This window comes from Microbacterium shaanxiense (assembly GCF_054779995.1).
In genome coordinates, this window is record NZ_BAAGXE010000003.1 from 18047 (window position 1) to 44185 (window position 26139).

Below are 26139 nucleotides of genomic sequence, written 5' to 3' on the forward strand. Positions count from 1 at the left end.
CAATCTTGTGAGATCAACCACCCGCTCGTATAACGGAGTCGCTCATGGACCAGCCGACGCTGCGCTCCCTGCTGCGGCGTCGCGATCTCGGGATGCGCCTCGTGTCAGCGGAGGACACGCTGCGCGACGGCGCACTCGATCGGCCGATGCGCTGGGTGCACTCCTCGGATCTCACCGACCCCACACCGTTCCTTGCGGACGACCTGGCGCTCCTCACCACCGGATCGCAACTCGAGGCGCAGGACGACGCGGGCATCAGCGCATACGTCGAGCGCCTCGCGGTGCGCGGCATCGTCGGTCTGGGATACGGCACCGGCATCGGGATCGGCGCGGACGGACACCGCTCCGGCATCCCCGACCCGCTGGTGGGCGCATGCGCGGACGCAGGCATCCCCCTGTTCGAGGTGCCGTACGACACGCCCTTCATCGCCGTCGCCAGGGCGCACTCCGAGGCGATCGCCGCGCAGGCGTACGCCAGACGCACCTGGGCGCTGGAGACGCAGCGAGCGCTCGCGCGCGCGGCGCTCAGACCCCGCGGCCTGGAGTCCACGCTCTCCGAACTGGCGCGCAGGCTCGAGCGGTGGGTGGGCATGTTCGACGCGACGGGGGTGCTGGTGCACGAGCATCCGCACGGCCGGTTGCCCGCCGCAGACGCGGAGGACCTCTCGTTCCGCGCCACCGAGCTGATCACGAGGGGCGGGCAGGCAGGGCAGTCGCTGACGCTCGGGTCGGCATCGTTCACGCTGTTCACCCTCGGCCGCAGCGGTCATCTGCGAGGCGTGATCGCGGTCGGAACCGCGTCGCTCGACGCGGAGTCGCGCGCGGTCGTCACCTCGGTGATCGCGATGGCGGGACTCGCCCTCGAGCAGAACGACCAGCTCGAACGCGGCCGCAGGCGTCTGCGCTCCCAGGTGCTCGCCTCACTGCTGCTCGACGATCCGACACTCGCCCGACACGTGCTCGGCTCGTTGCCGACCGCGCCGGTTGTCGTCGCGGTGGCGGATGCCGATGCTCCGACCGATGCCATCACCGAGTGGTGGGATCGCCGGCAGGGCGAGCACGGCACGCCCGTGTTCGCCGCCGCGACCGACGAGGGGCTGACGATCTGCGTCTCCGCCGAGGACGAGGCGCTGCTCGATGAGGTCGCGGCTCGTTTCGGCATCCGCCTCGGCGTCTCGGAGCCGGAAGGGTACGGATCGTTCTCGAGGGCTCATGCCCAGGCCGTCGTCGCCCTCCGGCACAGCGACCCCGGAGCGGTGCGGTACGTCGACACCGTCGCATCCAGCATCCTCACCGCGTTCGCCACGGACGAGGCCAGACTGGTCGCGGAATCGAGGCTCGCGCCGATCCGCGCGCACGCCGAGCTGGAGCATTCGCTGCGCATCTGGCTCGAGCACGACGCGCGTTACGAATCCGCGGCCGCCGCTCTCGGCATCCATCGCCACACGCTCAGGTCACGGATCATCCAGGCGGCAGGACTGCTGCACCTCGATCTGAGCTCTTTCCCCGCACGTGCCGAGCTGTGGGCGGCGCTGCAGACGGCCCGCGACTGATCGGGTGGATCACCCGTGCGGTGCGCGAATCACGCGCCCTCGCCGAGGTTGTCCGAGACGATCTCCATCGCATGCGCACGAGCCTCGCGCGCACCTGCGCCGCGCTCTGCCGCGATCGCGGCGGCGAACACCTCGGCGAACACGAGGTACGCGACCCTGGAGGTGTGCTCGAGCTCATCGCGGAAACTGACACCGCTGGGCGTGATCACGAGCGACAGGTCGGCGAGTCCGGTGAGGGCGGATGCCGCGAATGACGTCAGCGCGATCACCTTGCCCCCTCCCCTCGTGGCGGCGGCCGCCACACGCAGGGTGGCCTCGTTCGCACCCGAGCCGCTCACGATCAGGCACACGTCGTCGGCGGTGAGATGTCGTGCCGCGATCTGCTGGGCGATCGCATCGGCGATGAACTCGGCAGGCCGCCCCGACGCGGTCAGCCGCATGGCCAGATCGTTCGCGATGGGTGAGGAGAGTCCGTTGGCGAGCACCAGCAGCCTTCCGGCGGTCGATGCGAGGCGCACGGCCTCGGCGACGACGTCGGCGTCGAGCAGGCTCGCCAGGGCGGGCAGCGATGCCGCGACCCTGTCGATCTCGCCGCGCATGCGGCCCAGGACACCCGGGCCGTGGTCGGCGACGGCATCCGCCGACTGACCGAGCTCGGCAGCCAGCGCGACGCGCAACTGGGGGTAGCCGCGATAGCCGAAGCTCTGGCATGCGCGCACGACGGTCGCGCGCCCCACGCCTGCCCGATCGGCGAGCTCCTGCGCCGTCCATTCGACGACGGCCTCCGGCTGAGTCGAGATCAGCTCGGCCACCCGCCGCTCGCTCGGGCCAAGCGCGTTGCCGACGCTCGCGATGCGCACGGTGGGCGGCGTGCTAGACGAGAACACGGGCACGGGCTCCCTCCATGATCCGACGACGGACAGCTCCTGACGCCCAGTCGATGAGCATCGTGACGATGACGACGACGATGAGCAGCACACCCACCGTCGACCACTCACGGTACTGCGTGTACGAGGTGAGCATGTCGCCGATGCCGCCGACGCCGATCAGCCCCAGCACTGCGGAGGAGCGGACGTTGATCTCGAAGCGGTACAGCCAGAACGACCAGAACGTCGGGGCGGCCTGCGGCCAGACGCCCCACCGCAGCACCTGCGATGTACCGCCGCCCGCGGCACGGGCCGCTTCGATCGGCCCCGGCGCGACGCCCTCGACCGCCTCGTACCCCCACTTTCCGAGCGTGCCGATGCCGTTGATCGCGAGGGCGAGAGCCCCGGTGAAGGGTGTGAGCCCGGTGACGGAGAGGATCACGATCGCGATGATGATCTCGGGCACGGCGCGGATCAGCGAGAACAGGCCGCGGAGGAGAGCGCGCAGCCACGCGGGGCCGAACCCGCGAGCGGCGAACAGGCTCAGCGGTGTGGCGAGGAGAACACCGAGCACCGTTCCGACCCACGCCATCTCCACGCTGCGCCAGGTCTGCCACAGTGCCTCCGGCAGCTTCTCCCAGTTCGGCGAGCCGAACATCAGGAAGAGGTAGCGCACGATCTCGGCGGGCAGGTCGACGAGCCGGGACCAGTTGATGTCGATCGACCAGAACGCCAGCACGACGATCGCGGTGACCGCGACCCCGCCGGCGATGAGCCACGGCCTGCGCGGCCGATCAGGAACGACGAGCGCGCTCACACCAGCCTCCGTCGGATCGCGGAGCTGGCGACGTCGATGACGACCACCACGATGAGGATCTCCAGGATGATCAGCGACAGCTGGTCGTAGCGGTAGAACGTGCGCACGGAATCGATCAGCAGTCCCATGCCGCCGGCGCCGACGAGGCCGAGCACGCTCGACGCGCGCACATTGAGCTCGAACACGTACAGCGTCTGGTTCGCGAAGGCCGGCCATGCGTCAGGCAGCGCGAGCGTGCGGTTGATCTTCGCCTGGGTGGCTCCCACGGCGCGACCGGCTTCGAGCGGACCCGCCTCGTTCGTGTCGATCGCCTCGGAGACGAGTTTGACGATGATGCCGACGTTGAACAGCAGCAGGGCGAGGATGCCGGGAAGCGCTCCGACGCCGACCATCGCGACGAGCACGGCCGCGTAGAGCAGATCGGGAACGCTGCGGATCACGTTCAGGATGCCGCGGACGAGGACGCGCCAGAACGCGCTCGGGTTGGTGCTGCGCGCGGCCCAGAAGCTCAGCGGCAGCGAGATCAGGGCGCCCACGGCGGTGGCGATCACCGCCATCTGCAGCGTCTCGACGAGAGGCGCGATGGTGCGGGGGAAGAAGGTCCAGTCCGGCACGAGCAGCTGCAGCACCTTGCCTGCGCCGTTGCGCCAATTCCGCGCGATCGCGGAGAAGTCGACATCGATGCCGATGCCGGGCATGCACATCACGACGGTGATCGCCACGATCGCCAGCGCGATGGCCGGGGCCCTCCACCTCCCGCGCGGTCTGTCCGGCAGTTCGAGCGGCGCCGCGGCCTTCGAGTGCGCCGTCGTGGCGACGCTCATGAGAGCCGGTCCTCCGGACTGATCGAACGGCCGTAGATCGCCTCGAAGTCGGCATCCGTCGCACCGGCCGCGTCGCCGTCGTACACGACCTCGCCGGCGCGCATGCCGATCATGCGCACGCCGTACTCGCGGGCGAGATCCAGCAGATGCAGGTTGACGATCACGGTGATGCCGAGATCGCGATTGATCCGTCGGAGATCGGCCATCACGCCGTGCGCGGTCGGCGGGTCGAGGCTGGCGACCGGCTCATCGGCGAGCACGATGCGCGGCTCCTGCGCGAGCGCACGGGCGATCGCCACGCGCTGCTGCTGCCCGCCGGAGAGGTTCGAGGCGCGCTGGTAGAGCTTCGACAGGATGCCCACGCTGTCGAGCGCGCGATACGCGAGCTGCTTGTCACTCTCGGGGTACAGGCCGAGCAGCGTGCGCCACAGCGGCGTGTGCGCGAGCCGGCCGACCAGGACGTTGTGCAGCACGTCGGCACGGCCGGCGAGGTTGAACCCCTGGAAGACCATGCCGATGTCGCCGCGCAGACGCCGCAGAGCGCGCGGTCTCGCACCGCTGACGCGGTGCTCCCCCACATCCAACGCGCCGCTCGTGACGGGGACGAGGCCGTTGATCGTGCGGATCAGCGTGGACTTTCCCGAACCGGAGAGTCCGACGACAGCGATCATGGACCCTGCGGGGATGTCGAGCGAGACGCGGTTGAGGCCGACCGTGCCGTTCGGATAGCGCACCGTGACGTCGTCGAGGCGGATGGACCACGGCGTGGACGCCGCAGCCGGAGCCGCGACGTCCACGCTCTCATGCTGGTCGGGCACTTACTGCAGCCCCAGGGCTTCAGCGGCACGGGCGACCACGTCGAGCGATTCCGGATTCGCCGGCGCGAGCTTCGTGATGGAGTACACGCTCTCGAGGATCTTCGAGCCCTCCTCGGTGTCCGAGAAGTCGGCGAGCGCGGTGGTGATGCGCTCCTGCAGCTCGGGCGACAGGTCGGACGAGAGCGCGACGCCGTCGTTGGGGATCTCTTCCGTCAGCGCGAACACCACGACCTTCTGGCCGACGTCCGGGGTGTCCTTGACGACGATCGAGCGGGCGTCCCAGAAGCTGAAGCCGACCTCGGCGTCGCCGTTGTAGACCGCGAGCACCGACGCGTCGTTCGCCGTGACAGGGATCTGGTTGATGTCGGTATCGGTGTCCAGGCCCGCCTCCTGCAGTGCGAGGACCGGGTAGATGTAACCCGCCGGTGATCCGGGGCCGAGCAGTGCGACGTTCGCGCCCTTGACCTTCTCGATGCTGTCGAGTCCCGCTGGCCCGGCCATGGCGTCGGCGCCGTTGCAGAAGAGCATCCCGTCACGCTCGACCGGCTCGTCGTCGCAGTACTTGTCGGGGTTGTTCGTCATGAACTGGGCGGGGTAGGTGATGTTGCCGTTGCGCTCGGTCTGCAGCACCACGGATGCGTCATACATGTCATTGGCCTGCCACAGCTGCAGCGACGGCAGGAAGCCGATCTGCGCCTGTCCGGCGCCCATCGCCTCGACGGCGGCCTGATAGTCCTTCGAGACGACACCGGTGACCTCGATGCCGAGCTCCTCGGTGAGGTGGTCGGTCAGCGGGGCGGCGGTGTCGACGAGCCCGTCCTGGTCCTGAGACGGGACCAGCGCCAGCACGAGCGAGTCGGGGTCTGCAGCCGGGGCGGCCGCGTCTCCCTCGGCGTTCGCGCTGGAGCAACCGGCAAGAGCGAGCAGAGCGCCGGCGGCGACGAGGGCGGTCGCCGTGTGACGCAGGGTGGAGGTGCGCATGATCATCCTTCGGTGAGAGTGGTGGTGGGGAGAGGGAGGGCTGAGTCGGTGAGCCATTCGCGCAGCTGCGGGAGCAGCGCTGTGAGCGTGGCTGCGCGGAACGTGGGTTCGGCGTCGGGGTCGGAGAAGTCGCCGACCAGTGCCGTGGCGTGGCCGCGGCGGTGCGCAGGTGCGAGGTCGTTGTGCCAGATGTCGCCGATGCTCAGCACGCGGACGCCGACGGGGAACTCGTCGAGGATGTGCTCGATGCCTGCGGGCTTTCCCGCACTCGTCACGATCCGGTCGAAGAGCCCGTCCAATCCCAGCGCGACGAGCGCCTCCGCCAGTCGCACGTCCGGCGCGTTCGTGACGAGGATTCGATGGGCATCGGCTTCGGCCAGGAACTGCGCGAGACCCGCGGGAGCGGCGATCGGAGCGTCGGCGCTCCCGAGCTGACCGCGGCTCGCCAGATACGCGCGGCTGAGGAGCCCGGCATCCGCTCCTGCGCTCTCGGCGGCTCGTCGCACGGCGTCGTAGCCGTCGAGTGCACCTTCACCACCTGCGGTGAGGAGCGCACGGATGCCGTCGACGAATCCTTCCGGTGATCCCAGCTCGGCAGCCACCTGCTGCGCGTAGGCGAGCACGGGGCCGTCGCCGAGTGCGATCGTGCCGTCGAAGTCGAAGATGATGATGGGAGTGTCGGTCACAGGGTGCTTTCGGATGGTTTGGACGCTTCGTCCAGTGTCACCATCCCGGGTGGACGATGCGACCACAGCGCGTGAACAGGATGTGAACAGTCCGAACCGGATCAGGCCCCGATGGCGCCTAGTGTTGTGGCCGTGACAGAACTCGCCGTGCACTTCCTGGAAGCCGCCTCCGCACGCGGGGCACGCGAATCCCCTGCGGATGCCGCCGCCGCGGTCGGCGTGCTCGAATGGCTGACGGCGAGCATCGCGGACGATCGTGCAGCAGCGCGCTTCGATGCGTGGGGACGCTCCAGCGCGATCGACGAGAACGTCGGCAAGCCCGTGATCGGCCGCGCCCTGTTCGCGCACCTGCACGATCTCGCCGGAGTCGAGGCCGCGTGGCCCGTCGGCAATGCCGGCGTGCTGCACTGCTACGGCTACCTGCTCTCGCGAGTGAGGACTCCGTACGGCCTGAAGCGGGAGCGTTGGCTGGGCGCGGACCTCGCCAGCGCGTACGGGTTGGCCGATGATGCGTTCGTGCCGTGGGCGGGTGGGCGGACTCTGCTGACGCGCGCTTCGGACGCGGCGTCCGCTCTGCTGTCCGCACCCGCCCTCTCACGCTCTGTCGTCGTCGACGGCCGCGAGACCCGCGTGGCGTTCACTGCGGCTGACGGCGCCGGCGCACTCGCCTACGCCGTCGCCTCCGAAACCGGAACGCAACCGCTGCTGGTCACGACGTTCCCCGTGTCCGACATCGCCTCGGTCGTCGAGGACTTCGATGCCGAATCACGTCTGCGCTGGAACGCCGCGTGAACCCGCGCGGCGTGCGTAATCTTGACGGGTGCCTTTCTCCCTGCGCCCGAGCCGCCTCGACGACGCGCAGTGGATCGCCGAATTGCGAGCCGTCGTCCTGCGGAACGATCTCGAACGGCTCGGCCGCTTCGACCCGGTGCGGGTCCGCGAACGCTTCGTGACGGCGTTCGACGCGCCACTCACGCGGGTCATCGTGGTCGAGGGCGCGGATGCCGGATCGATCGCTGTCCGTCCCGCCGAAGACGGCGATTGGATCGAGCACTTCTATCTGGACCCGTCCCTTCAGGGCCGAGGAATCGGCGGCAGCGTGCTCCGATCCGTGCTGACCGGGCCAGGGCCTTTCCGTCTGAACGTGCTCCAGGGCAGCCGCGCCAGGCACCTGTACGAGCGGCACGGGTTCGCATCCGTCGCCGAGGACGATGTCGACGTCTTCATGCACCGCCCGCGGTGAGTGCGCGAGGCCGTCTCTCTCAGCCGCGTGCGGCGCGGCCGCGCGCGAACAGCACGCGGGCGCAGCCCCACCCCATCAGCGCCACACCGAGCACGACGAAGACGACGCCGAACAGCCACACGGCGTCATCCCAGTGGAAGTAGCCGTAGGACGTCGCCTGCAGGAGCCGGCCGAGATCCTCGGGGAACTCCGCGAGGCTGCCGCCGTCTCCGAACACCCACAGGGTGATGCCGAGCACTGTGGCGCCGAGTCCGCAGAACACGAAGGCCGTCGTGGAATTCCGCTGCACCGCGCCGACCTGCTCGAGGTGCGATCCGGCGCCGGCGATGTGGGGCGCTCTGATCGAGATCACGGGCAGGGTGATGATGAGCGCCACGCCGAGCGGGATGCACATGCCGATGACGTACCCGCCCAACGGCACGAGGAACAACTGGCTCGCCAGTCCTTCGCTCCACCAGTAGTGGAAGCCGCCGTTCGCCGCTTCTGCGTCGGCGATGCCCTGCCGTACGCCCGGGAACGCGACCGCTGCGGCCTGGACGAGCGCGACCGGCACCGCGACGAACGCGGGGGCGATGATGCACGAGGAGACGAGGCGCAGCAGCACGGTGCCGATGTGCGCCAACCGCGCCCATGCGATCTCGAGCATGCACCAGCCGGCGTAGATGCCGGGAGCCGCGACGGTGAGGTTCCCCCAGAATCGGTCCCCGTCGGCATCCGTCATGGAGTCGAACGACCCCCACACGCCTGCGGCGATCGCCACGATGAGCACGATGAGATTCACTCCGCTGACGAGCGAGCGGAACTCGTGCTTCCACAGACGCCCGTCCTCCGACTGCGTGGCCGCTTCAGACATGGCATCCCCTCCCGAAGTCACGTCTTCGCAAGGTTAGCGCGGCGCGTGCGCCTCCAGGAACTCGTAGACATCGGTCGTGTCGACACCGGGGAAGGCGCCTGTGGGCAGAGTCGCCAGCAGCGTCCGAGGCGTCTTCACGTTCGGCCACGCCTGTTCCCGCCAGCGCTCCTCGAGCTCGGCCGGGGCCCGTCGGCAGCACGCTTCGACCGAGTGCTTCGAGACGCCGCGATTCGGGGTGTCGCGCCCGACGAACCACTTCGTGTCGTCGAAGCGCACGCCGACGCTCACCGAGTGCAGGCCCTCGCTGGACGCCTCCACGCGCGCCGTGCACCAGTAGGTGCCGTTGCCGGTGTCGGTGTACTGGTAATACGGGTTGAACCGGTCGTCCTCGTCGAACACGACCCGGCTGGTCCAGCGGCGGCAGCACATCTGGCCTTCGATCGCGCCGAGCCGATCCGTGGGGAAGTTGACGTCGTCGTTCTCGTACGCCTTCGTGATCGTGCCGGACTCGTGCACCTTGAGGAAGTGCACCGGGATGTCGAGGTGTCTCGTCGCGAGATTCGTGAAGCGGTGCGCTGCGGTCTCGTACGACACCGAGTAGGCGTCTCGCAGGTCTTCGATCGAGATCGCCCTGCGTGACTTCGCCGCCTTGAGCGCCGGCACGACATGCGATTCCGGGATGAGGAGCGCTCCGGTGAGGTAGTTCGTCTCTACCCGCTGCCGCAGGAACTCCGCATAGCTGCGCGGCTCCGAATGCCCGAGCATCCGGCTCGACAGCGCCTGCAGCACTGCCGTGCGCGCGTCGCCCTTGGCCGGCACGCTGCTCGAGAGGTACAGCCGTCCGTTAGCGAGGTCGGCGACGCTGCGCGTGGTCTGCGGCAGGTCGGGCGCGTAGTGCAGCGTGAACCCGAGGTAAGCGGCGATCTCGGATGCCGTGCGCTGGGTGAGCGGGCCGCCGGGATGCCCGACCGCCTCCAGGATCTCGGACGCCTTCGTCTCGAGTTCCGCGAAGTGATTGTCCTGTCGGCGCATGAGGTGCCGCAGCTCGACGTTGGCCCTGCGCGCCTCCTCCGGAGTCGCGGCGCGCTCGTCCTTGAGCCGATCGATCTCGCCGTGCAGGGCGAGCATCGCCTTGAGCGCATCCGTCGGCACGCTCTTCGCGATGCGGAAGGGATCGATGCCGAGCGCCTGGAACGTCTGCCCCTTCATCGCACGCTCGAGCGCGATCTCCACCGCGCTGCGCTCGTCGAGAGGCTCCCCCTCGAGCAGCGCGTCGATGCCGGTGCCGAGCGCGCGTGCGATCGCCTGCAGCAGCGTGAGCTTCGGCTCGCGCTTGCCGGTCTCGATCATCGAGAGCTGGCTCGGTGCGCGCTCGACCGCTGCGGCGAGATCCTCCAGGGTCATCGCGCGGGCGGTGCGGAGCTGCCTGATACGACGGCCGATCGTGAGGGCGTCGGTGTCTTCTGCAGCGTCAACGGTGCTCATGGGGGTGATTCTGTCACGAATGCAGAAATTCGACCAATCTTCACGTGGGATTTGTTCGCTGGAGTTGTCGAACTTCACTCAGAGTGGTGTCAAGCCACTCGGATTCAGCTACCGGGAACACCGTAAGGAGATCGCCATGACCACTCCCACCGCTCCGCCGACCACTGCTCCGACGCAGACGATCCAGCAGGGCCCCGCCTTGCACATCACCGGTCCGATGCGTGACAGGTTCGACGAGATCCTCACCCCCGAGGCCGTCGCGTTTCTCAGCGAGCTGCACCACCGCTTCGCGAACCGTCGCCATGACCGGCTCGCCGATCGCATGCGCCGTCGCTTCGAGATCGGCAACGGACACGACCCCCGCTTCCGCGACGACACCCGCCACATCCGCGACGACGCCGACTGGCGCGTCGCCGGTGCCGGCCCCGGCCTCGAGGATCGCCGCGTCGAGATCACCGGCCCGACCGATGCCAAGATGACCATCAACGCGCTCAACTCCGGTGCGCGGGTCTGGCTCGCCGACCAGGAGGATGCCACGAGCCCCACCTGGACGAACGTGATCGGCGGCCAGCTGTCGCTGCGCGACGCCATCCGGGGCGAGCTGAGCTTCACGAACGATGCGGGAAAGACCTACGAGGTCACCGCCGAGCAGACGCCGACGATCGTGATGCGTCCGCGCGGCTGGCACCTCACCGAGAAGCATCTGACGTTCATCGACCGCACGGGTCGCAGCATGGCGGCATCCGCGTCGCTCGTCGACTTCGGCCTCTACTTCCTGCACAACGCGAAGGCCCTGATCGACGGCGGCCGGGGGCCGTACTTCTACATCGCGAAGCTGGAGTCCAGCGAAGAGGCCAAGCTCTGGGACGACGTGTTCACGTTCAGCGAGGACTACGTCGGTATCGAGCACGGCACGATTCGCGCGACTGTGCTCATCGAGACGCTGCCCGCTGCGTTCGAGATGGAGGAGATCCTGTTCGAGCTGCGCGACCACTGTGCAGGCCTGAACGCCGGGCGCTGGGACTACATCTTCTCGATCATCAAGAACTACCGCGGTCGCGGCGCGCGCTTCGTGCTCCCTGATCGCAGCGAGGTCACGATGACGGTGCCGTTCATGCGGGCGTACACCGAGCTGCTCGTGAAGACGTGCCACAAGCGCGGCGCCTTCGCGATCGGCGGCATGAGCGCATCGATCCCCAACCGACGCGATCCCGAGGCGACCTCCAGGGCCCTGGAGAAGGTCGCGGCGGACAAGAAGCGCGAGGCCGCTGACGGCTTCGACGGCACGTGGGTCGCGCATCCCGACCTGATCCCGACGGCTCAGGCGGAGTTCGACGCGGTGCTCGACGGCCGTCCGAACCAGCTCGAGCGTCAGCGCGACGACGTGAGCGTGCGCGCGGAGGATCTGCTGGATCTGCGCATCGGCCGTCCGATCACGGGCAAGGGCGTGCGGGAGAACGTCTCGGTGGCGATCCGCTACATCGAGGCGTGGCTGCGCGGGCTCGGGGCCGTCGCGATCGACAACCTGATGGAGGATGCGGCGACGGCGGAGATCTCGCGTTCGCAGGTGTGGCAGTGGATCCACCAGGATCGCTCCACCGAGGACGGCACCCGCATCACCCCGGAGTACATCGAGGGACTGATCACCGAGGTGCTGGCCCAGGCCACTCGTTCCGCCGACGATCGCTTCGACGACGCCGCCGCGCTGTTCCGCGAGGTGTCGCTGGGCGCGGAGTTCCCCGCGTTCCTGACGACCTCGGCGTACTCGAAGTTCCTGGTCGAGACGGACTGAGCGCGAACGCACGAAGGGTCGGATGCTGCGGCATCCGACCCTTCGTCGTCGGCGTGCCCGCCGGGCGCAGCGATCAGGCGATCTCGCCCGCGATCACCGTCTCTGCGAGCGCGTGCACGCGCGGCAGGTGGTGAGCGACGTAGAAGTCGGCATCCGTCAGACGCGCAACATCCGTCTCCGCCGGCGTCTCATGCCCGGCGACCGCGACCGCGGCGAGCGCGTGCATCCACCCGCCGGCGAGCGTGCCGAGCAGCATGAGATACGGAACTCCCACGGCATAGGCATCGCGCGGGGAATCCGCGAATCCGAGCACGGCATCGGTCGCGCGGCGAGCGGAGTCCAGCGCACGGCTGAGGCGCTCGGCGAGCGGCGACCCCTGCATCGCAGCGACGGTCTGCTCGATCTCGGCGAAGAGCTCGGCGACGGTCGCGCCCTGATCGCGCAGCACCTTGCGCCCGATGAGATCGTTCGCCTGGATCGCGGTCGTACCCTCGTAGATCGGCACGATACGCGCGTCACGGTAGTGCTGCGCAGCGCCGGTCTCCTCGATGAACCCCATGCCGCCGTAGACCTGGATGCCGTCCGAGGTCACCCGCAGCGCCTCCTCGCTCGCCCACCCCTTGAGGATGGGGACGAACAGCTCTGCCGTGCGGAGGACGTCGTCGTCGGCTTCGGAGCGATCGAACAGGTCGCCGACGAACACCGACAGCGCGCGCATGGCGAACACCTGGCTGGACATCGAACGGAGGATGCGACGCACGTCGGGGTGCTCGGCGATCGTCGCCCCGGCTGAGCGGTCGAGCACGCGTCCCTGCAGCCGTCCTGCGGCGTACGATGCGGCCCCTTGGAACGAGCGGTCGGAGATCCCGGTGGCCTGGTGCCCCATCCCGATGCGTGCCGAGTTCATCATCACGAACATCCCCGCGAGGCCGCCGTGCAGGTCGCCGACGAGATACCCGGTGGCGTCCTCGTACGAGAGCACGCACGTCGGGCTCGCGTGGATGCCGAGCTTGTGCTCGATCGCGACGGTCTCGATGCGGTTGCGTTCGCCGAGCGATCCGTCGGCGTTCACGAGAGTGCGCGGGGCCACGAACAGCGAGAGCCCCTTCGCGCCCTCCGGGGCGCCGGGAGTGCGTGCGAGCACGAGATGCACGATGTTGTCGGCGACGTCGTGGTCGCCCCAGGTGATGAAGATCTTCTGTCCGCTGATCGACCACGAGCCGTCCTCGCGCGCGGTGGCGGTCGTGCGGATCGCGCCGAGGTCGGTGCCGGCATCCGGTTCGGTGAGGTTCATGGTGCCGGTCCACTCGCCGCTGACGAGTCTGGTCAGGTACGTCTCGCGAAGCTCGTCGGATGCCGCGGCATCGAGGGCGTGGATGGCGCCGGAGCCCAGCATCCAGCACAGCGCGAAGGCCGCGTTCGAGGCGTTCCAGATCTCGCCGAGCCCTGCACCCACGGAGGCGGGGAGCCCGTCGCCGCCGGCCGACTCCGGTGCTGTCGCCGTGACCCAGCCGGCCTCGACGAGCGCCTGATACGCCTCCGCGAAGCCGTCGGGCAGGTGCACGTCGCCGTCACGGAGCTGGGCCCCGATCCTGTCGCCCGGCGCATCGAGCGGAGCGAGGACCTCCGCGGCGAACTCGCCGGCTCCGGCGATGACCTCGACGGCATCCGCGGCGGTGAGCGCGCCGCCGGACGCGGCGGCGACGATGTCGCGGCCGAACGCCTCACCGTAGAGGAAGGCGTAGTCCGCGACGGGCGGGATGTACGGGGTGTTGGCGGTCATCGACGACTCCTGACAGTGAGAGACTCCGATTCATCTTAGCTGAGACTGAGTCCCACCTCTAGAGCAAGCCCCTCGCCGCCTGTGGACAACGGCGACGACACCGCGGCGATGCTCGCTACGCTCGCGGTCATGTCGACCCTCACCCCGCGGCGCCGCCTCGAAGCGCGGATCCGGCGCGTCGCCTCCCTCGTGATCACCGTCGGCTGCGCAGTGGTCATCATCGCGAACGTCGTGCTCTTCCTGGAGCGACCCTCGACGTTCTTCACCGACGGGGCGTTCGGACTCGAACCGTTTTCCGCCCTGCTCGTGCACGCGCTCTGGTGGACGCCCGTCGCCGCTGCCGTCGCCGTGCTCGTCGTCGGCACGATGCCCGAGGCGGCGAAGGGGTCGCCATCCGTCGACCGGCTCCCGGAGCGACTGCCCATGATGGCCGCCGTGGTCGCGCTGTGCGTGGCCGCCGCGTGCATCGCCGTCCCCGTTGTCGTGTTCGTCGCCTCAGTCGTGACCGTACTCTTCGCCGCTCTGCTGTGATCGCTGCCCTGCACCGTCTGATGCATCCGAGTAGCATCTGAGGTGTGACCGAACGCGCACCTCTCTCCCGCAAACTGTCCGCCATCGCCGAGTCCGCGACACTCAAGGTCGATGCCAAGGCCAAGGCGCTGAAGGCGGAGGGCAAGCCCGTCATCTCGTACGCCGCTGGTGAGCCCGATTTCGCCACCCCCCAGTTCGTCGTCGATGCCGCGGCGGAAGCTCTCGCCGACCCGGCGAACTACCGTTACACGCCTGCCCCTGGGCTGCCGGCACTGCGCGAGGCCATCGCCGCCAAGACGCTGCGCGACTCCGGCCTCGAGGTGTCGCCGAGCCAGGTGATCGTCACGAACGGCGGCAAGCAATCCGTCTACCAGGCATTCCAGACCGTGCTCAACCCTGGCGACGAGGTGCTGCTGCCCGCGCCGTACTGGACGACGTACCCCGAGGCGATCGCTCTGGCCGACGGCACCCCGGTCGAGGTCTTCGCGGGTGCGGACCAGGACTACAAGGTCACCGTCGAGCAGCTCGAGGCCGCCCGCACCGGGCGCACCACAGCACTCGTGTTCGTATCGCCCTCGAACCCGACCGGTGCCGTCTACACCGCCGAGGAGACGAAGGCGATCGGCGAGTGGGCCGTCGAGCACGGTATCTGGATCATCTCCGATGAGATCTACCAGAACCTCACCTACGAGGGCGTCAAGGCCACCTCGATCGTGGAGGCGGTTCCGGATGCCGCGGCGCAGACGATCCTCGTGAACGGCGTCGCCAAGACCTATGCGATGACCGGTTGGCGAGTGGGCTGGATGGTGGGACCGTCCGATGCCATCAAGGTCGCCGGCAACCTGCAGTCGCACCTGACGAGCAACGTGAACAACGTCGCACAGCGTGGGGCCATCGCCGCGCTCAGCGGCCCGCAGGACGAGTCGGAGCGCTTCCGCGAGGCGTTCGACCGCCGCCGCCGCCTGATCGTCGCAGAGCTCTCGAAGATCGACGGCGTGCGTGTGCCGAACCCGCTCGGCGCGTTCTACGTGTACCCCGACGTGCAGGGGCTGTTGAACCGGACGTGGGGCGGCGTGACCCCGACGACGTCGCTCGAGCTCGCCGACATGATCCTGGATCAGGCCGAGGTCGCCGTCGTCCCCGGTGAGGCGTTCGGCCCGTCCGGATACCTGCGTCTGTCGTACGCGCTGGGCGATGACCAGTTGCTGGAGGGCATCCAGCGCCTGCAGCGCCTGTTCGCGTGACGCGACGCGCTCACTCCTCCTGGTAGCCGATGAGCCAGCGGATGCCGTAGCGATCGGTCACCTGACCGTCGAAGTCGCCCCACGGCCGCTTCTGCAGCGGGTCGATGTTCGCGCCGCCCTCTGACAGCTGCGCGAACCATTGCTGCAGCACGGCCGGCTCTGCGGTGCCGAGGAGCGAGAATGTCGCGCCGACGATGTGCACGGAATCCTGATCGGGGCCGGCGTCCGAGCCGAACAGCTCCACCACGCCGGAGAGCATCCCGTGCGCGATCGCATCCCCTGGTCCGTCGGTGCGGCTGAACTGCTCGTAGGTGAACAGCGACAGGTCACCGCCGAACACGTCGTGATAGAAACTCAGCGCCTCACGCGCGTTGCCGGGGAAGAACAGGTACGGGACGAGTCCACTCATGCGGGCGAGTGTAGCGCGACGGTCCGACGGCGCGGCGCTCGGCGCTCTTAGAGCTCGACGTCGATCAGCACCGGCTCCGGCTGCAGCAGCAGACCGAACTCGGACTGCACCCGCGACTGGATGAACCGGGCGAGCTCGGCGACCTCTTCCGCCGTCGCCCCTCCCCTGTTCGTCAGTGCGAGGGCGTGCTTGGTCGACACTCCCGCGCGCGAACGCGGCAGCGAGAACCCCTTGGAGATGCCGGCGTTCTCGATCAGCCAGGCCGCGCTCACCTTGACGTCGCTGCGGACGGTCGGGGTCGGAGCGATGAAGCCGTCGTATGCGCCCAGTGGGATCACGGTGACGACGTCCATGTCCGGCGCGACGGGCCATCTGGGGCACTCCGCCGGCAGTTGCAGTGCGACGGATTCCGGCACGATGGCGTTCTGGAAGAACGAACCGGCGCTCGCCGTGTCCGGATCATCGGGATTCAGCAGCATCCCCTTCTCGGCGCGGATCCGCAGGATCTGCTCGCGCACCCATGACAGCGGCACTTCTTCTTCCGCGGCTGCCCCGATCAGTCCGAGCGCGCGCCGCAACTGCTCGCCGCGCACGACCCGCCCGGCGGAGCCGACCTCTGCGAGGTCGAGCGTGACGGAGAGGATCACCGCACGGCGAAGCGGGACGCTGCCGTGGTGGTGCTTGAGCACCGAGGTGCGGAAGCCGAGACCCAGCTCGGATGCCGGCACCGTCGACACGTCTCCGGTGGACTCGTCGATCAGCTCGACCTCGACGAGCGTCGACTGGATCTCCTGCCCGTACGCCCCGACGTTCTGCACCGGCGCGGCGCCGACCGTACCCGGTATGCCGCTCATCGCCTCGATGCCGGCGAGCCCGTGCTCGACCGTGTACGCGACGAGGGCGTCCCAGTCGTGCCCAGCCTGCACGCGCACACGCACTCTGCCCTGATGGGGAGACGGGAGCAGTTCGATGCCGGAGGTCAGCACCCGGATGACCACGCCGTAGAACGGATCGTCCCCCGCGAACAGGTTGGAGCCTCCGCCCAGCACGAACCATTCCTCGCCGCGAGCCCATGTGTCCCGCAACGTCTCGATGAGTTCGGGCGTGGTCGCGGCATCCAGCATCCGCTCCGGCGCGGCGCCGGTGCGCAGGGTCGTCAGCTGCGCGAGCGGTATCGGTGTGATCTCGGGCATCGTCGACGACTCAGAGCGCGACGCGCAGCTGCGCCTTGACGAGCACGGTCGTGTCGACGTGCTTCACGGTGAGGTCGATGCGCACCGACTGCTCGTCGACCGCCCCGACCTTGGCGAGCACCGACACGTCGGCGCCGACCTGCGGGTCGACCACGACCGGGCGGGTGAACCGGACGCCGTAGTCGGTGATCTTCGACGAGTCGCCCAGTGCCGCCACGACCACGGATGACGCGAGGCCCATCGTCAGCATGCCGTGCGCGAGCACGCCGGGCAGGCCGACGGACGCCGCGACGTCATCTCGGTAGTGGATCGGGTTGAAGTCTCCTGAGGCCCCCGCGTAACGGACCAGCGACTCGCGGGTCAAGTGGACGGTGCGCTCGGCGATGACGTCTCCGACGGTGTAGCTCACGCTGCGTCCTCGCTCTCGTCCGAACCGACCAGCAGCACACTCGTCGCCGTGACGACGTGAGCGCCCGCGGCATCCGTGATCTCCGCTTCGCTGGTGATCATGGCGTTGCCGGCCATCATGCGGATGCCGGTGACCTTGAGGCGCCCGGAAAGCTCATCGCCCGCGACGATCGGCCGCGTGTACGCGAAGCGCTGCTCGGCGTGGATGGTGCGCGCCAGCTCGATTCCGGAGTCCGGCTCTGCGAGCAGCTGCTGCAGGGTCTGATCCTGGATGACCATCGCGAAGGTCGGCGGAGCCACCACGTCGGCGTAGCCGAGTGCGCGCGCGGCGTCGACGTCGGTGTGCAGCGGAGCATCGGCGAAGACGGCACGCGCGAACTCGCGCACCTTCTCGCGGCCGACCAGATAGGGCGGGGTCGCGGGGAACTCGCGCCCCAGCAGTTCATTGTTCACAGCCACCCCTCGATCCTACCGGCCGCAGCTCAGGCGCCCCTGGCCGCGAGCGCCGAGCCGAGCAGCACGAGGCGCATGCTGCGCTCTGCGGCATCGCGCAGCAGCTCCTCCCCCTGCTCGACCGCCTGCTCCAGCTGCATCGGCACGGTGAGGATCGAGGCGATCGCACCGATCCCGATGTCGTGCACGGCCGGGGCTCCCTCGCCCAGGGAGCCGGCGATGCCGAGCACCGGCACTCCTGCGATCCGCGCACGCATCGCGACCTCTGCCGGCACCTTGCCGCGGGGGGTCTGGAAGTCGATCGCGCCCTCAGCGGTGATGACCATGTCGGCTTTGGCCATCAGATCGTCCAGCGAGCACGGCAGCAGGTCGCCGTCGAGGAGCACTTCGAATCGAGGGGCGAGTCGCGCCCCGAGAACGGCGGCCAGACCGGCTCCCAGACCGCCTGACGCACCGGAGCCTGGCCCGGTGCGCACATCCATCGCACCTCCGTGGGGGCTGCACCGCTCGAGCACATCAGCCCAGGCGTCGAGCGCCGCGGAGAGCTGCTCGACCTCGTCGGGCGACGCGCCCTTCTGCGGCCCGAACACCCTGGCGACGCCGCGCGGCCCGCACAGCACGTTGTGGATGTTGCAGGCGAGGACGATCTCGACCTCACCTGCTCGAGGATGCAACCCCGTGATGTCCAGGGATGCCGCGTCGATGAGGTGCCTCCCGCCGCGCGGCAGGACAGCACCCGCGGCGTCGAGGACCCGCACACCGAGTGCCTCGAGCGCTCCCGCGCCGCCGTCGCTCGTGCCCGAGTCGCCGCATCCGACGATGATGCGTTCGGCGCCGCCGTCCAACGCCGCGGCGATCAGCTCGCCGACGCCGAAGGTGCTGGTCGCGCCCGGGTCTCTGCGATCGCGCGGCACGAGGCGCAGCCCACCGGCCGCGGCCATCTCGACGACGGCCGTACCGCGCGAGGCCCCGCCGAGGAGCGCGTAATGCGCGGTGACGGGGTCGCCGACCGGACCGGTCACGACCACAGGTACGAGCTCTCCACCGGTGGCTGCCGCGAGAGCCGCCGCTGTGCCCTCCCCGCCGTCCGGGATCGGGAACTCGTCGACCTGCACTCCGGGAATGACCCTGCGCACGCCGGCGGCGATCGCACGGGCGACGGCCTCGGCGTCGAGGCTCTCCTTGAACCCGCTGGGAGCGGCGAGAATGCGCTGTGGGATGTGGATGGACATGGTTCCTCCTCGAGATGCGCACCCGCGTTTCGGGTACGACGAACGTCGGTGGTGGCGAAAAGAGATGAAGGGGACGGATGCGGACGTGCGGGAGACTCAGAGCAGCAGAGGCATCCCCATCGCGGGCCAGACCCAGAAGGCGAACACGGCGACGAGCGCGAACATCGCCGGCGCCAGGATCGCCGAGAGCGACCTGAGGTCTCTCGCGCGGAATCCCCCTGGTACGAGATCAGGGTCGGAGAACATCGCGACGGGCTTGGCGGAGCTCGGCAGCGTGTGGCAGAAGCCCGCCGCCGCAGTGGACGCGAACGCCGCGGCGGCGGGGTCGACGCCCAGGCCAGGTGCGAGCACGACCACCAGCGGGATGATCGCGGCGGAGCGCGCCGAGCGCGAGGGGATCATCAGGTGCGCGAGCAGCGACAGGGCGATCACGACGAGCACGAAGGCGACGGCTGCCGCCGGACCCAGCGCTGCCATCGGAGTGAGCGCCAGCTGTCCGAGCCAGGCGGCGGCACCGGTGCCGGTGAGGGCGGATGCCAGCGCGAGGGTCGCGGCGAGGAACAGCAGCAGGCTCCACGGCACCTTCTTGACGGCGACCGGCAGCGTGGTGCATCCGATCGCCGGGGACACCGCGACCACGGCGCCGAGAAGCGCGACCAGCGCGGGCGGCACGTGATGCAGCGATTCGGTGCACCACATCATCACCACTCCGCCCAGCAGCACCGCCGCTCGGCGCTCGATCGCGCTGAGCGGGCCGGAGACGGGCGTCGGCGCCGTCCGGGCCAGGTCCGCGACGGTGATGCTGATTCCGACGCTCCGGTCGGCACGGGTCGTGAAGCGCAGCAGCACGATCTCGCACGCCACGTGGGAGCTGACGACGGCCAGCGGCAGCCCGAACCACAGCCATGCGAGGAAGCCGATGCCCTCGCCGGTGGCCGACTCGAGCAGCTGTGAGGTGATCACGTGCGCACCCGCACCCAGCAGTGAGCCGACGGCCGAGAGCAGGATGACGGTCGGGAACAGCAGCGACAGCGCGCGGGTGAGCGTGCTCCTGCCGACCAGTGCTGTTGCGAGCGCGGTGAACACCGGGATGGCCAGTGCCGCGCGCCCGGACGTCGCGGGCACCGCGAACGTCGTGATCGTGAGGGCCAGGGTGGTGAGGTGGAACAGAGCACGTGGCGAGCGCGCGTGACGCAGCAGCTGTGCGGCGCCGCGCAGTGCGAGTCCTGACGAGCTGACGCCGGTCGCGATGATGAACGCGCAGATCAGCAGCCAGATCGTCTCGTCGCCGAGCGAGGCGAAGAAGGCCGCGCTGGGAAGCACGCCGGTGACGATGAGGGCGACCGCGGCGAGGAATGCCACGAGGGTGTCATCGAGCGTCGTACTCGTCCACGCCCACACCGCGAGGAGGAACACCGAGATCGTCACCGCGGCGGGAAGCGTCGGCGCTCCCTCTCCGGCCGCTGGGCGCAGGATCGCCGCGAGCATGAGGGCGGCTGCGACGGCGATCACGGCGGCGAGACCCGCGAACCGCAGGAACCGCTGGCGGGTCCACGCCGTCCGCGGTGGACGTGGACGGCGAGGCGATCGCACCGGGGCGGTGGCCTCCGGCGGGCTGGTCGCGTAGACGACGCGTATCGGCGCGGTGTTCACTGGAATCGGTATCCCGCGCCGCGGACCGTCTCGATGTGGGCAGCGCCGATCTTGTTGCGCAGCGCCCGCACATAGACATCGACGACATTGGATGCCGGATCGAAGTCCATCCCCCACACATGGCCGATGAGCTGATCGCGCGACAGCACCTGGCCGGCGTTCTGCACGAAGACCTCCAGCAGCGCGAACTCACGAGAGGTCAGGTCGGCGATGCTGTCGCCGACCGTGACGCGGCGCGATCGGATGTCGACTGTGACCTCGCCGTGCGAGAGCACGGGACCGGTGCTCTTCTGATCGCCGTCACCGATGCGCAGCTTCACCCGTGCGAGCAGTTCGGCGAATTGGAAGGGCTTGGTGACGTAGTCGTTCGCGCCGCTCTCGAGGCCGCGCACGGTGTCGATCACGGAGTCGCGGGCGGTGAGGATGATGACCGGTGTGTTCATCCCCTCGCCGCGCAGGTGCGAGAGGACGGAGAAGCCGTCCATGCCCTGCAGACCGATGTCGAGCAGCACGAGGTCGAACAATCCGCCGCGGGCGAGGATCAGCGCGGTCTCGCCGTCCGCGGCCTCCGAGGTCTCGTAACCGGCGGCGTGCAGCCCACGGCGCACGAAGGATGTGATGTGGGGATCGTCTTCGGCGATCAGGATGTGTCGCATCTCAGGCGCCCTTTCCGGAGAGGAGGTCGGTGTCTGCTGCGGCATCCGCGGATTCCGGCGCCGGGATGTCGACCCCGAAGGTGGCGCCCTCGCCGAGCACGCTGTCGACCCAGGCCGAGCCGCCGTGCGCATCGGTGATCGCGCGGACGATGGCGAGACCGAGCCCGGAACCGCGTCGTGGTCCTGTCGTGTCACCGGGGGCACCACCGCGGACGAAGCGCTCGAAGATGCGCGCGGCATCCGCTGCGGCGACGCCGGGGCCCTCGTCCTGCACCCACAACCGCAGTACGCGTCGGGCGTCCTCGCCCTCGAAACGGGACCCGATGCGGATGCGATCACCGGGCTCGGTGACCTGCACGGCATTGGCGGAGAGCTGCAGGACCGCCTGGGTGATGCGCTGCGGGTCGCATTCGGCCTGCCCCTCGGCGACCTCCATCAGCTGCCAGCGCCGGTCGCCCAGTGCCTGCGCCTTCGCCTCGATGTCGAGAGTCAAGGTGGCCGCGTCGCATCCGGCGATGCGGACGAAGTCCGGCTGCTGGGCGCGAGCCAGCACGAGCAGGTCGGTGACGATGCGGGTCATGCGGTCGAGTTCGCCGCTGACCAGGCGAAGCGTCTCGCGGCGCTCCTCCGGGTCGTCACTGAGCAGCTCGAGATGGCCTCTGACGATCGTGATGGGTGTGCGCAGCTCGTGGCCGGCGTCGTCGACGAAGCGCTGCTGAGTGGCGTAGACCTCTTCCAGCCGGTCGAGCATCTGGTTGAACGTGATGGCGACCGCCGCGATGTCGTCGGTGCCGTTCACCGGTACCCTGGCGGTGAGGTCGTCCTCGTTGATCTCCCGCGCGACGCGGTGCACCGCACGGATGGGCGCGAGGATCTGGCCGGCGACCAGCCACGCGACGCCGGAGCTGAGCAGGATGCCGGCGAGAGCGACCCATGCGAGCGTGACGACCGACTGATCCACCGCGGCGCGCGGCGCCTCGGTGAACTGCAGCACCAGCAGTGCGCCCTGCGTGTCACCGGCGGTGAAGTCGACGCGTCCCCATCGCAGCGGGCCTGCCTCGGTCGAAGTGATCGCTCCTGCGTTCTCCTCCAGGTCCAGCATCCGGAGCACGAGGGTCTGGCCGCCGGCGAATCCGAGAGTCGCATCGCTTCCCTCGACCAGCCCGTTGGCGGTCGCGACCGGTACGCCGTCGACCGCCCCGAGGATGATCTCGTTCGTGTGAACCGATTGACGATCGAGGTACTCCTGGAGCAGTGCATCCGCGGAAGCGAAGTCCGTCGAGGAGTCCTCCAGGAACCGCAGGAACTCCTGGGCCTCCTGCTCGATGTCGACGTTCGCGTCCTGGTCGACGCTGGAGAGGAAGATGCTGCGTCCCATCAGGCCGACGGCCAGCAGCGTGAACACCGTGCTCGCGATGATCCACGCGGTGATGCGCCAGCGCGCCGGCATCGCACGAAGGCGGCGTGGCCGGCGCTCGGTCGGGGCTTCCTCGTCCCGCGTCGCCTCGTCGTCGATGACCGGGATCGGAGTGGTGATGGCATCAGTCATCGTCGTCGCCATCGTCATCTCCATCGTCGTCGTCATGGTCATCGTCGGCCGGCGGGGCGGGTGCCGGTGCCGGTGGAGCCGGGGCGGGCGGGGCGGGTGCCGGAGGGGCCGGCGCGGGAGGTATCACGGGATCCGCGGTCTGCACGGGCGCCGGGGTCGGACTCGGCGTCCCCATCTCCACGACGACCGGCCCCTGGGGCAGCTGAGGGGTCCCCGGTGACTGCGCGAAGGCGACTGTGCCTACGGCGAAGATCACCGGAAGCGCGATCAGTGCACCGGGGAGGAGGATGCGGCGTGAGAACGTCATGGTTCCATCGTGCCGTCAGTTTGTGATGCAGACATGAGACGGGGATGAAGATTCCCTCATCTGCACCGCGTGCGGTTCGACGATCGGCCGTGTCTACCCGCGGCGGCCTCGCGAGCGGAGCGCCTTGACGGCCATCTGCACGGCGATCACCAGGAGGTATGCCGCGAACAGCATGTTGCCGAGGAAGGGGTCGATCAGAGTCGCGAGCCAGGCGCCGAGCGCGGTCGTCGTGCACGCCGCGACGCCGATGAGTCCAGCCGCGAGGAGGTCGACGTTGCGGTGGCGCAGGTTGCCGATCGTGCCCGAGATCGCGGTGGGGATCATCATCAGCAGCGAGGTCCCCTTCGCCTCGAGGTCGCTCGTGCCGAACACCAGCATGAGCACGGGTACGACGATCACGCCGCCGCCCACGCCGATCAGACCGGCGATGACCCCGGTGAGTACGCCGACGACGGCGAGACCTGCGCCGTTGAGCCAGCCGAGTTCGAACACGGCTGCGCGGGAGGGGATGACGAGGAACAGGCTGACGATCACCAGCAGGAGGAAGCCGACGAAGCCCCAGCGCAGTGCGTTCTGCGAGATCCGTGGCAGCAGACGGGTTCCGATCTGCGCACCGATCACGGCGCCGGCGGCGAGGATGAGGGCGGGGACCCACGCCACCGATCCTGATGTCGCGTACGAGATCACGCCGACGCTCGCGGTGGGCACGATCGCGGCGAGCGAGGTGCCGGCTGCCAGTCGCTGGTCGAAGCTGAGCAGCAGCACGAGCAGCGGGACGATCACGGTTCCGCCGCCGACGCCGAACAGGCCGGAGAGCAGACCGGCGATCAGTCCGATCAGGATGAACGTCGCGTAGGCGCGGGGGCCGCGGATCCTCGGGGCGATTTCGTCAGAGGTTCCGGGCACCACGTCAGACTATCGCGTGCACCGGCAGCATCCGGAATCCGACCCAACGACGACCGCAACGCGAGAAGGCCCGCCGTCCCTGTTCGGGATGGCGGGCCTTCTGTGCGGAAGAACTCCGAGGCGGCGTATTACTTGCCGGCCTCGACGAACCCAGCGGCCTCAGCGGCCTCGGCGGTGCGGAACCAGACCTCGGCGACGGTCGCGTCGTACCACTGTCCGTCGGGACGGTGGAACTTCATCGAGTCCTTGTTGCCCTTGATGTCGAAGCCCTCAGGTGCGGAGCCGTCCTCGTTCGGAGCGGCGGAGTCGGCACCGAAGCCGCCGTCGACGAGCGCAGCAGCGGCAGCCGACTCAGCGGCTTCGCCCTCTTCCTGCGACTCTGCACCGGCGTCGGCAGCTGCATCGGCCTTGGGGGCCTCCTCAGCCTCGGGCGCCTTCTCGGCCTTCGGCGCGGCCTTGGCCGTCGCCTTCTTCTTCGGGGTGACGGGCTCGAGGACGAGCTCGATCACGGCCATGGGGGCGTTGTCGCCCTTGCGGTTTCCGACCTTCGTGATGCGGGTGTAGCCACCCTCGCGGTCGGCCACCTGCGGCGCGATCTCGGAGAACAGGATGTGAACGACTTCCTTGTCACCGATGATCGACAGCACCCGGCGACGGGCGTGCAGGTCGCCGCGCTTGGCGAACGTGATCAGGCGCTCAGCGAGCGGACGAAGACGCTTGGCCTTGGTCTCGGTCGTCTTGATCGACTTGTGGGTGTAGAGCGCAGCGGCGAGGTTGGCAAGCAGCAGACGCTCGTGGGCGGGGCCGCCTCCGAGGCGGGGACCCTTGGTGGGCTTAGGCATATTGATCTAACTCCTGGTCAGAATTTCGGGAAGGTCAGAAGGACTCGTCTTCGCCTGCGCCGTAGAAGTGGGCGCCGTCGAAACCGGGCACCGAATCCTTGAGCGACAGACCGAGCGAGATGAGCTTGTCGCGCACCTCGTCGACCGACTTCTGGCCGAAGTTGCGGATGTTCATGAGCTGCGTCTCGGACAGTGCCACGAGCTCGGACACCGTGTTGATGCCCTCGCGCTTGAGGCAGTTGTACGAACGGACCGAAAGGTCGAGGTCCTCGATCGGCATCGACAGTTCGCTGGAGAGCACGGGCTCCACAGGTGCCGGGCCGATCTCGATGCCCTCGGCCTCGACGTTCAGCTCGCGGGCCAGACCGAACAGCTCGGTCAGGGTCTTCGCGGCCGATGCGACGGCGTCGCGCGGGAGCATGCTGTTCTTCGTCTCGACGTCGAGGATCAGCTTGTCGAAGTCGGTGCGCTCACCGGCGCGAGTCGCCTCGACGCGGTAGCTGACCTTGAGGACCGGCGAGTAGATCGAGTCGACGGGGATCTGCCCGGCCTCGGCGTACTCGTTGCGGTTCTGGGTCGCCGACACGTAGCCGCGGCCGCGCTCGATCGTGAGCTCGAGCTCGAACTTCGCGGTGTCGTTGAGCGTGGCGATGACGAGCTCGGGGTTGTGGACCTCGACACCGGCCGGAGCCGAGATGTCAGCGGCGGTCACTTCACCGGCACCGGTCTTGCGCAGGTACGCCGTGATCGGCTCGTCGCGCTCGGACGAGACGACGAGCTGCTTGATGTTGAGGATGATCTCGGTGACATCCTCCTTCACGCCGGGGATGGTGCTGAACTCGTGCAGCACGCCGTCGAGGCGGATGCTGGTCACGGCTGCGCCGGGGATCGACGAGAGAAGGCTGCGGCGCAGTGCGTTTCCGATGGTGTAGCCGAAGCCGGGCTCGAGCGGCTCGATGATGAATCGGCTGCGGTCCTCGGCGATCTTTTCCTCGGTCAGTGTGGGACGCTGTGCAATGAGCACTCTGTGTTCCTTTCGATCACATGCCCGCTAT

General features: G+C 69.0%; 27 protein-coding genes. 6 read left to right on the plus strand and 21 right to left on the minus strand.

The window, feature by feature from the left end:
• Positions 1 to 44: 44 nt before the first annotated feature.
• The gene (locus ACYVG2_RS09630; RefSeq protein WP_460780789.1) at positions 45 to 1553 is read left to right on the plus strand and encodes a PucR family transcriptional regulator; all 1509 of its coding nucleotides are present in this window, start codon (positions 45 to 47) and stop codon (positions 1551 to 1553) included.
• Between the two features lie 29 nt (positions 1554 to 1582).
• Here ACYVG2_RS09630 and ACYVG2_RS09635 read toward each other — a convergent pair whose 3' ends face one another.
• From ACYVG2_RS09635 to ACYVG2_RS09660, 6 genes are read right to left on the minus strand one after another with little or no spacing between them, the layout of a single operon-like run.
• The gene (locus tag ACYVG2_RS09635) at positions 1583 to 2446 is read right to left on the minus strand and encodes a MurR/RpiR family transcriptional regulator (RefSeq protein WP_460780790.1); all 864 of its coding nucleotides are present in this window, start codon (positions 2444 to 2446) and stop codon (positions 1583 to 1585) included.
• Complete coding sequence (gene phnE, locus ACYVG2_RS09640) at positions 2427 to 3236, minus strand: phosphonate ABC transporter, permease protein PhnE (protein ID WP_460780791.1); 810 nt, start codon at positions 3234 to 3236, stop codon at positions 2427 to 2429. The genes ACYVG2_RS09635 and phnE (ACYVG2_RS09640) overlap by 20 nt, the downstream gene beginning before the upstream one ends.
• Positions 3233 to 4060, minus strand: coding sequence for a phosphonate ABC transporter, permease protein PhnE (phnE, locus tag ACYVG2_RS09645; RefSeq protein WP_460780792.1), 828 nt, complete (start codon positions 4058 to 4060; stop codon positions 3233 to 3235). Before phnE (ACYVG2_RS09645) ends, phnE (ACYVG2_RS09640) begins: the two co-directional genes overlap by 4 nt.
• The gene (gene phnC, locus ACYVG2_RS09650; RefSeq protein ID WP_460780793.1) at positions 4057 to 4878 is read right to left on the minus strand and encodes a phosphonate ABC transporter ATP-binding protein; all 822 of its coding nucleotides are present in this window, start codon (positions 4876 to 4878) and stop codon (positions 4057 to 4059) included. Before phnC ends, phnE (ACYVG2_RS09645) begins: the two co-directional genes overlap by 4 nt.
• The gene (locus ACYVG2_RS09655) at positions 4879 to 5859 is read right to left on the minus strand and encodes a phosphate/phosphite/phosphonate ABC transporter substrate-binding protein (RefSeq protein WP_460780794.1); all 981 of its coding nucleotides are present in this window, start codon (positions 5857 to 5859) and stop codon (positions 4879 to 4881) included.
• Between the two features lie 2 nt (positions 5860 to 5861).
• Positions 5862 to 6545, minus strand: a complete 684-nt coding sequence (locus ACYVG2_RS09660) for an HAD family hydrolase (protein ID WP_460780795.1) — start codon at positions 6543 to 6545, stop codon at positions 5862 to 5864.
• Between the two features lie 132 nt (positions 6546 to 6677).
• Between ACYVG2_RS09660 and ACYVG2_RS09665 the strand changes: the two genes are divergently transcribed.
• The gene (locus ACYVG2_RS09665; protein ID WP_460780796.1) at positions 6678 to 7337 is read left to right on the plus strand and encodes an amino acid deaminase; all 660 of its coding nucleotides are present in this window, start codon (positions 6678 to 6680) and stop codon (positions 7335 to 7337) included.
• Positions 7338 to 7365: 28 nt separating this feature from the next.
• Positions 7366 to 7788: a GNAT family N-acetyltransferase gene (locus ACYVG2_RS09670; RefSeq protein WP_460780797.1), complete on the plus strand. Its 423-nt coding sequence runs from the start codon at positions 7366 to 7368 to the stop codon at positions 7786 to 7788.
• 19 nt (positions 7789 to 7807) lie between these two features.
• On the opposite strand, the gene ACYVG2_RS09675 is transcribed toward ACYVG2_RS09670, so the two are convergent.
• Positions 7808 to 8641 carry a hypothetical protein gene (locus ACYVG2_RS09675; RefSeq protein WP_460780798.1) on the minus strand — a complete coding sequence of 278 codons (834 nt, stop codon included), beginning with the start codon at positions 8639 to 8641 and terminating at the stop codon, positions 7808 to 7810.
• Positions 8642 to 8674: 33 nt separating this feature from the next.
• The gene (locus ACYVG2_RS09680) at positions 8675 to 10126 is read right to left on the minus strand and encodes a helix-turn-helix domain-containing protein (protein WP_448964536.1); all 1452 of its coding nucleotides are present in this window, start codon (positions 10124 to 10126) and stop codon (positions 8675 to 8677) included.
• A 136-nt stretch (positions 10127 to 10262) separates the two neighbouring features.
• Between ACYVG2_RS09680 and aceB the strand changes: the two genes are divergently transcribed.
• Positions 10263 to 11918 (plus strand): malate synthase A, encoded by a 1656-nt coding sequence (aceB, locus tag ACYVG2_RS09685; protein WP_460780799.1) that lies wholly within the window; start codon positions 10263 to 10265, stop codon positions 11916 to 11918.
• A 73-nt stretch (positions 11919 to 11991) separates the two neighbouring features.
• Here the strand turns inward: aceB and ACYVG2_RS09690 are convergent, their stop codons facing one another.
• The gene (locus tag ACYVG2_RS09690) at positions 11992 to 13701 is read right to left on the minus strand and encodes an acyl-CoA dehydrogenase (RefSeq protein ID WP_460780800.1); all 1710 of its coding nucleotides are present in this window, start codon (positions 13699 to 13701) and stop codon (positions 11992 to 11994) included.
• A 129-nt stretch (positions 13702 to 13830) separates the two neighbouring features.
• Here ACYVG2_RS09690 and ACYVG2_RS09695 point away from each other — a divergent pair, with 129 nt between their 5' ends.
• Positions 13831 to 14232: a hypothetical protein gene (locus ACYVG2_RS09695; protein WP_460780801.1), complete on the plus strand. Its 402-nt coding sequence runs from the start codon at positions 13831 to 13833 to the stop codon at positions 14230 to 14232.
• Between the two features lie 44 nt (positions 14233 to 14276).
• A complete protein-coding gene (locus ACYVG2_RS09700) occupies positions 14277 to 15476 on the plus strand; it encodes a pyridoxal phosphate-dependent aminotransferase (RefSeq protein ID WP_460780802.1) in 1200 nt (399 codons plus the stop codon).
• A gap of 10 nt (positions 15477 to 15486) precedes the next feature.
• On the opposite strand, the gene ACYVG2_RS09705 is transcribed toward ACYVG2_RS09700, so the two are convergent.
• The 12 genes from ACYVG2_RS09705 to ACYVG2_RS09760 all read right to left on the minus strand — a co-directional run bounded on the left by ACYVG2_RS09705 (position 15487) and on the right by ACYVG2_RS09760 (position 26108).
• Positions 15487 to 15885, minus strand: coding sequence for a VOC family protein (locus ACYVG2_RS09705; RefSeq protein WP_460780803.1), 399 nt, complete (start codon positions 15883 to 15885; stop codon positions 15487 to 15489).
• A 47-nt stretch (positions 15886 to 15932) separates the two neighbouring features.
• Complete coding sequence (locus ACYVG2_RS09710; protein ID WP_460780804.1) at positions 15933 to 17078, minus strand: UDP-N-acetylmuramate dehydrogenase; 1146 nt, start codon at positions 17076 to 17078, stop codon at positions 15933 to 15935.
• Positions 17079 to 17088: 10 nt separating this feature from the next.
• Positions 17089 to 17487 (minus strand): MaoC/PaaZ C-terminal domain-containing protein, encoded by a 399-nt coding sequence (locus ACYVG2_RS09715; protein WP_460780805.1) that lies wholly within the window; start codon positions 17485 to 17487, stop codon positions 17089 to 17091.
• Positions 17484 to 17945 carry an FAS1-like dehydratase domain-containing protein gene (locus ACYVG2_RS09720; protein ID WP_448964544.1) on the minus strand — a complete coding sequence of 154 codons (462 nt, stop codon included), beginning with the start codon at positions 17943 to 17945 and terminating at the stop codon, positions 17484 to 17486. The genes ACYVG2_RS09715 and ACYVG2_RS09720 overlap by 4 nt, the downstream gene beginning before the upstream one ends.
• A 23-nt stretch (positions 17946 to 17968) precedes the next feature.
• A complete protein-coding gene (locus ACYVG2_RS09725) occupies positions 17969 to 19171 on the minus strand; it encodes a glycerate kinase family protein (RefSeq protein WP_460780806.1) in 1203 nt (400 codons plus the stop codon).
• A 96-nt stretch (positions 19172 to 19267) separates the two neighbouring features.
• Entirely contained in the window at positions 19268 to 20824 is a 1557-nt protein-coding gene (locus tag ACYVG2_RS09730; protein WP_460780807.1) for an SLC13 family permease, read from the minus strand.
• Positions 20821 to 21480, minus strand: a complete 660-nt coding sequence (locus tag ACYVG2_RS09735; protein ID WP_460780808.1) for a response regulator transcription factor — start codon at positions 21478 to 21480, stop codon at positions 20821 to 20823. The genes ACYVG2_RS09730 and ACYVG2_RS09735 overlap by 4 nt, the downstream gene beginning before the upstream one ends.
• A gap of 1 nt (position 21481) precedes the next feature.
• A complete protein-coding gene (locus ACYVG2_RS09740) occupies positions 21482 to 23065 on the minus strand; it encodes a sensor histidine kinase (protein ID WP_460780809.1) in 1584 nt (527 codons plus the stop codon).
• Positions 23022 to 23336, minus strand: a complete 315-nt coding sequence (locus ACYVG2_RS09745) for a hypothetical protein (protein ID WP_460780810.1) — start codon at positions 23334 to 23336, stop codon at positions 23022 to 23024. The genes ACYVG2_RS09740 and ACYVG2_RS09745 overlap by 44 nt, the downstream gene beginning before the upstream one ends.
• A gap of 93 nt (positions 23337 to 23429) precedes the next feature.
• Positions 23430 to 24245, minus strand: a complete 816-nt coding sequence (locus tag ACYVG2_RS09750; protein WP_448964550.1) for a sulfite exporter TauE/SafE family protein — start codon at positions 24243 to 24245, stop codon at positions 23430 to 23432.
• Positions 24246 to 24370: 125 nt separating this feature from the next.
• Positions 24371 to 25084, minus strand: a complete 714-nt coding sequence (gene rplQ, locus ACYVG2_RS09755) for a 50S ribosomal protein L17, sunset domain variant (RefSeq protein WP_460780811.1) — start codon at positions 25082 to 25084, stop codon at positions 24371 to 24373.
• A 34-nt stretch (positions 25085 to 25118) separates the two neighbouring features.
• A complete protein-coding gene (locus ACYVG2_RS09760; protein ID WP_033106076.1) occupies positions 25119 to 26108 on the minus strand; it encodes a DNA-directed RNA polymerase subunit alpha in 990 nt (329 codons plus the stop codon).
• Positions 26109 to 26139: the final 31 nt, after the last annotated feature.